Genomic DNA, 5,322 nt, shown 5'->3' on the forward strand with positions numbered 1-5,322 from the left:
TGGTGATAATTGATCTTTGATTATTAGATCTAGCGTGTGGATTAATGCTTTAGGACCAAGCTCTGCCAATTTTTCATAAAGTGAAGCACTAGTGTCTTCATTAGTGATTGGACACGAGGCTTTATACAGCATATCTCCAGTATCTAAACCTATATCCATTTGCATAATCGTTACGCCGGTTTCTTTATCACCTGCCCATAACGAACGCTGAATAGGTGCTGCTCCTCGCCATCTAGGAAGTAGAGAACCATGAACATTTAGACAACCCAATCTAGGTATATCAAGAACGGCTTTAGGTAAAATCATGCCATAAGCAACCACTATCATGATATCGGCTTGCCTATCTTTTATCCATGCATGGTTCTCTTCTGATTTTAAAGATGTAGGCTGATAAACAGGAATATCGTTTGCTAGCGCCAATTCTTTCACTGGGCTAGTTGTCAGTTTCTTACCTCGTCCCGCGGGTTTATCTGGTGGTGTCAAAACACCGACTACACAATGTTGTGTTGTTAACAATGCAGCTAAATGGCGTGCTGCAAAATCGGGCGTTCCCGCAAAAATAATGCGTAATGAATCAGACACGTTTCCTTCCTGTTTGAATTTAATAATTACTGTCCAGCTTTAGCTCTTCTTTTATCGAGTTTCTCAACTTTTTGACGAATGCGTTGGCGTTTTAGTGGAGATAAATAATCCACAAATAGCTTACCAACTAAGTGGTCCATTTCATGTTGAATACAGATAGCTAATAAATCGTCAGCTTCTAGTTCAAAAGGTTGACCATTATAATCAAGAGCTCTTACTTTCACTCGCTCAGCGCGAGGGACAAAAGCACGCTGTTCTGGAATTGATAAGCATCCTTCTTCGATACCAGTATCACCTTCAGCATCAAGAAGTTCTGGGTTTATCAAAACCAACCTTTGGTCTCTGGTTTCAGAGACATCAATGACGATAATGCGCTGATGGACATCAACTTGCGTTGCCGCTAAGCCAATACCTTCTTCCAAATACATTGTTTCAAACATATCATCGATAATTTTTTGGATTTCGGCATCAACTTTTTCGACAGGCTTAGCAATAGTGCGAAGGCGCTCGTCTGGATAATGTAATACGTGTAACACTGCCATAGTTTATTTGGACTGTTTCTAAAATGTGAATGAGATTTAACGTCTATTCTAGACATTTATTGTCTGGATTGACAGTATTTGCTGTGTTTAGCACTTGCCTTGTTTGTTAAAAAATAACATTAGGATAATGCATGGATGCCAGAGAAATATGGATAAGACTTAATACTGTTTCAAGACTCCCCATAAATAATGCAATTAAAATTATAGAATATTTACAATTATCAACAAAATTAAATCATAACCAACTAAAAGCATGTGGTTTATCAGAACAACAAAGTTACCAATTTATGAGGCTACATGCAGATTCTGTCAAAAGTACATTAAAGTGGCTAGATAAAAATGAGTCAGCATTACTAACAATAACTGATTCAGACTATCCATTTTTATTAAAGCAGATTTCTTCACCACCTCTTTTGCTTTTTGTTGCAGGTAATAGAGAATATTTAACAAATACACAAATTGCACTAATCGGTAGCAGAAATGCAACTCATTATGGTACTAAATGGGCCACTTATTTTGCTCAAGAGCTTGTTAAAAAAGGCCTAACAGTTACGAGTGGTTTAGCACAAGGTATTGATGGTATTGGGCATCGAAGCGCTTTAAAAAATGGCGGAGTGACTATTGCCGTTTTAGGTAGTGGTTTAGAGAATATTTATCCATCATTTCATCGCTCTTTAGCTACACAGATAAAAGAATCTGGTGTCCTTATTTCTGAACATTTACCCATGGCGCCACCTTTAGCAAAACACTTTCCTAGGCGCAATAGAATTATCAGTGGATTAAGTACCGCATTACTTATTATAGAAGCAGGTATTAAAAGTGGCTCACTGATTACAGCTAATTATGCATTACAGCAAGGAAAAGAGCTATTTGTCTTACCTGGCTTATTAGCTGATCCTCATTATGAAGGTAATCATCAACTGATAAAACAAGGTGCAAATTTAGCTTCTTCACCTGATGATTTAATTGAATATATATCAAGTTCTCTCAAATGGATTTCAATTGATAAAGAAATTAATTACGAATCACCGAAGATAGAAAATATTCAAGTGGAAAATAAGGTGTTTAATCAAGAGCAAGAATTGGCAATAGATAAAATACTCCCTTTTCTTCGTTTTAATGAAGTTATACCGATTGATATAATTGCTAATAATAGTGGATTATCAACTTCTCAGTTAGCTCCCCTTTTATTAGAGCTTGAGCTTGCTGAGAAAATCGCTATTGTTGCTGGTGGCTATACTCGATTAGAATAAGTTTAATGAGGTAAGAAAATGGCAAACAAAGTACCGTTTACAAAAAAGAATGAGCAAGATATCTGTCCTGAGTGCGGTAGTGCCTTGATCATGAGAAATGGTGGGCATGGGCCTTTTCTTGGATGCTCTTCTTACCCATCATGCCATTACATTAAATCATTAAAGCCCCATGGTGATAGCCAAATAATAAAAGTCCTAGAAGGGCAGCCTTGTCAGTCCTGTGGTGCTGATTTAGTTTTACGGCAAGGAAAATTTGGTATGTTTATTGGCTGTAGTCGTTATCCAGAGTGTGAACATATTGAACAAATTGATAAGCCTGATGAAACCATAGTTCATTGTCCTCAGTGTAAAAAAGGGAAGTTATTGCAGCGTAAATCGCGGTTTGGTAAAACTTTTTATGCTTGTAACCAATATCCAGAATGTCAATTTGTATTAAACAATAAACCTATAAATGGCGAATGTGAGTGTTGTCATTATCCATTATTAATGGAAAAAAGGTCTTCTCAAGGAGTAAGATTAGTGTGCGCCAGCAAATTATGTGGAAAGCAACAATTAAAAAGAGAAGAACATGAATAATGAAGTATCACCTGTAAATTCTACTATTGTAGAAGCGTTACAAAATAATAAAGTTATCGCATACCCAACAGAAGCCGTATTTGGCGTGGGGTGTGATCCTGATAGCGAAGAAGCGATAATGGCATTGCTAGCATTAAAACAACGATCTATTGATAAAGGATTGATCCTAATTGCTGATAATTATGAGCAATTAAAGCCTTATATTGATGATAGTGCACTTACATTTGAACAACGTGAAAGAATGTTTTCATCATGGCCTGGTCCTGTTACTTGGGTCATTCCAGCGAAAGCAACAACACCTAAATGGTTAACAGGGCAATTTTCATCGCTAGCAGTTCGTGTAACAGACCATGAAATAGTAAAAACATTATGCCGTATATATGGGAAGCCATTAGTCTCGACTAGTGCAAATCTCAGTGGCTTACCACCTTGCCGTACAGTAGAAGAAGTGCAAGAACAATTTCAGAATAGTATTCCTATTGTTCAAGGTCTTGTTGGTGGAAGAAAAAATCCTTCTGAAATTCGAGATGTATTGACTGGTGAGCTATATCGACAAGGGTAACCATATGATGGAAAAGTATTTAGTCTTAGGAAATCCTATTGAACATAGTCAATCACCTTTTATTCATCAATTTTTTTCAAACCAAACGGGTATACATTATGAATATGGTCGTTTACTCGTTCCTTTTGGTGAATTCGATAAAACAGTCAGTGATTTTTTTGCACAAGGTGGCCTAGGTGCAAACGTAACAGTACCTTTTAAAGAAGAGGCTTTTCGTTTTGTCGATAGCTTAACAGACAGAGCGAAAGGATGTGGTGCTGTTAATTCTATTAAGAAACTTGAAGACGGAACTTTACTTGGTGATAACACCGATGGCCAAGGATTGATCCTTGATTTAGCAAGACTTGATTTTATCGTTCCTGGAAAAGTTAAATCAGTTTTAGTTATTGGTGCTGGTGGTGCTACAAGAGGAATACTGCTTCCATTATTAGACTATGACTGTGATATTACACTAACCAACCGTACTTTTAGTAAGGCGCAGCAATTAGCTGAAGAATTTAGTCAGTTTGGTTTAATCCGAGCAAAGCCTATAGAAAGTGTTGATGATAGGCACTATGACTTAGTAATTAATGCTTCATCATCTAGTATGACAGAGGATCTACCACCAGTACCTAACTCAGTCTATGGATTTGAAACTGCGTGCTATGATCTTTATTACCAAGCAGGCATTACTTCCTTCTTATATAATGCATTAAAGCATGGTAGCACCCAATTATCTGATGGGTTAGGAATGCTAGTAGGTCAAGCCGCTTATGCTTTTGAATTATGGTATGACTTTGTTCCTGATATAAATCCAGTTTTAACACTGCTTAGAGAAAAATTGAACCAATGAATCAGTCAATTCAATTTCCAGATAGAGAATCATGGCTAGTAGAAAATAAAGTAGTCTTATTTCCTGTAATGATTGATGGGATGCTTTTTGATTGTCAAATTAGTGAAAACGAACTCATTGAACGTTTTGGTAATGGTGAGGGAATACTATTATTTAAAAAAAATCGTTGGGATATAGAAGATGAGTTTGAAGAGTTGGTAGCTGAATATGAATTATCAACTCTTCATCCTTATTATTCTTTATCAATGGCTGTTTGAGTTGTAAATAAATAATCGTTTTTCCATTTTACGTAATTATTAGCAGAATAGATTAAGCCATCTATTTCTGCTGATGAAAGAGGGCGAATTTTTTTTACAGGGCTTCCTAAATAAAGAAACCCACTTTCAAGTCTTTTTCCTGGCGGCACAAGACTACCAGCTCCAATCATCACATCATCTTCAACAATTACACCATCAAGTAATATTGAACCCATCCCGATTAAAATTCGATTACCAACATTACATCCATGTAACATAGCCTTATGTCCAACAGTAACATCATCACCAATGATAAGTGGGAAACCTTCTGGACTTTGCTCTGATATATGAGTGACGTGTAAAACCGAACCATCTTGAATATTTGTTCTTTTACCTATGCTGACATAATTAACGTCTCCACGAATTACTACCATAGGCCAGATACTAACATCCATGCTAAGTCGAACATCTCCAATTACAGTTGCTGTTTCGTCAATAAAAACATCTTTATCAATAGAGGGTGATAGCTCTAAATATTTTCTAATTGCCGTTTTCTTCATGTTCATACCTTAGATTTAATTGTATTTCTAATAAATTAGATAAAATAGAGTATTAAAACGTAGCATATTTTTCAGGAATCAGTTTCACTACGCATGAGAGAAAATGTCTTATAAAAGATGAATAGTATGTAATTTATCCAATTAAAGCATTTTTTGTACTAAAAGTAGACGTGGGGCTC

General features: G+C 36.2%; 8 protein-coding genes. 5 read left to right on the forward strand and 3 right to left on the reverse strand.

What is annotated here, in order from left to right:
• Window positions 1-582, reverse strand: a 582-nt coding sequence (gene fmt, locus M983_RS09250) for a methionyl-tRNA formyltransferase (RefSeq protein WP_066749773.1), incomplete at its 3' end; no start/stop codon positions are given.
• Between the two features lie 26 nt (window positions 583-608).
• On the reverse strand, window positions 609-1,124 hold the full coding sequence (gene def / locus M983_RS09255; RefSeq protein WP_066749774.1) for a peptide deformylase: 516 nt from the start codon (window positions 1,122-1,124) through the stop codon (window positions 609-611).
• A gap of 131 nt (window positions 1,125-1,255) precedes the next feature.
• Between def and dprA the strand changes: the two genes are divergently transcribed.
• The 5 genes from dprA to M983_RS09280 are packed head-to-tail and all read left to right on the forward strand — an operon-like array spanning window position 1,256 to window position 4,604.
• Window positions 1,256-2,377: a DNA-processing protein DprA gene (gene dprA / locus M983_RS09260; RefSeq protein WP_066749775.1), complete on the forward strand. Its 1,122-nt coding sequence runs from the start codon at window positions 1,256-1,258 to the stop codon at window positions 2,375-2,377.
• A gap of 18 nt (window positions 2,378-2,395) precedes the next feature.
• Window positions 2,396-2,953, forward strand: a complete 558-nt coding sequence (locus M983_RS09265; protein WP_066749776.1) for a DNA topoisomerase family protein — start codon at window positions 2,396-2,398, stop codon at window positions 2,951-2,953.
• Window positions 2,946-3,515, forward strand: coding sequence for an L-threonylcarbamoyladenylate synthase type 1 TsaC (gene tsaC, locus M983_RS09270; RefSeq protein WP_066749777.1), 570 nt, complete (start codon window positions 2,946-2,948; stop codon window positions 3,513-3,515). The genes M983_RS09265 and tsaC overlap by 8 nt, the downstream gene beginning before the upstream one ends.
• Window positions 3,516-3,522: 7 nt before the next feature.
• Window positions 3,523-4,347, forward strand: a complete 825-nt coding sequence (aroE, locus tag M983_RS09275; protein WP_066749780.1) for a shikimate dehydrogenase — start codon at window positions 3,523-3,525, stop codon at window positions 4,345-4,347.
• On the forward strand, window positions 4,344-4,604 hold the full coding sequence (locus tag M983_RS09280; protein ID WP_066749778.1) for a DUF1488 family protein: 261 nt from the start codon (window positions 4,344-4,346) through the stop codon (window positions 4,602-4,604). The genes aroE and M983_RS09280 overlap by 4 nt, the downstream gene beginning before the upstream one ends.
• Here M983_RS09280 and M983_RS09285 read toward each other — a convergent pair.
• Window positions 4,580-5,143, reverse strand: coding sequence for a gamma carbonic anhydrase family protein (locus tag M983_RS09285; RefSeq protein ID WP_066749779.1), 564 nt, complete (start codon window positions 5,141-5,143; stop codon window positions 4,580-4,582). The genes M983_RS09280 and M983_RS09285 overlap by 25 nt on opposite strands.
• Window positions 5,144-5,322 lie beyond the last annotated feature (179 nt).

The organism is Proteus myxofaciens ATCC 19692 (genome assembly GCF_001654855.1).
GTDB lineage: Bacteria > Pseudomonadota > Gammaproteobacteria > Enterobacterales > Enterobacteriaceae > Proteus > Proteus myxofaciens.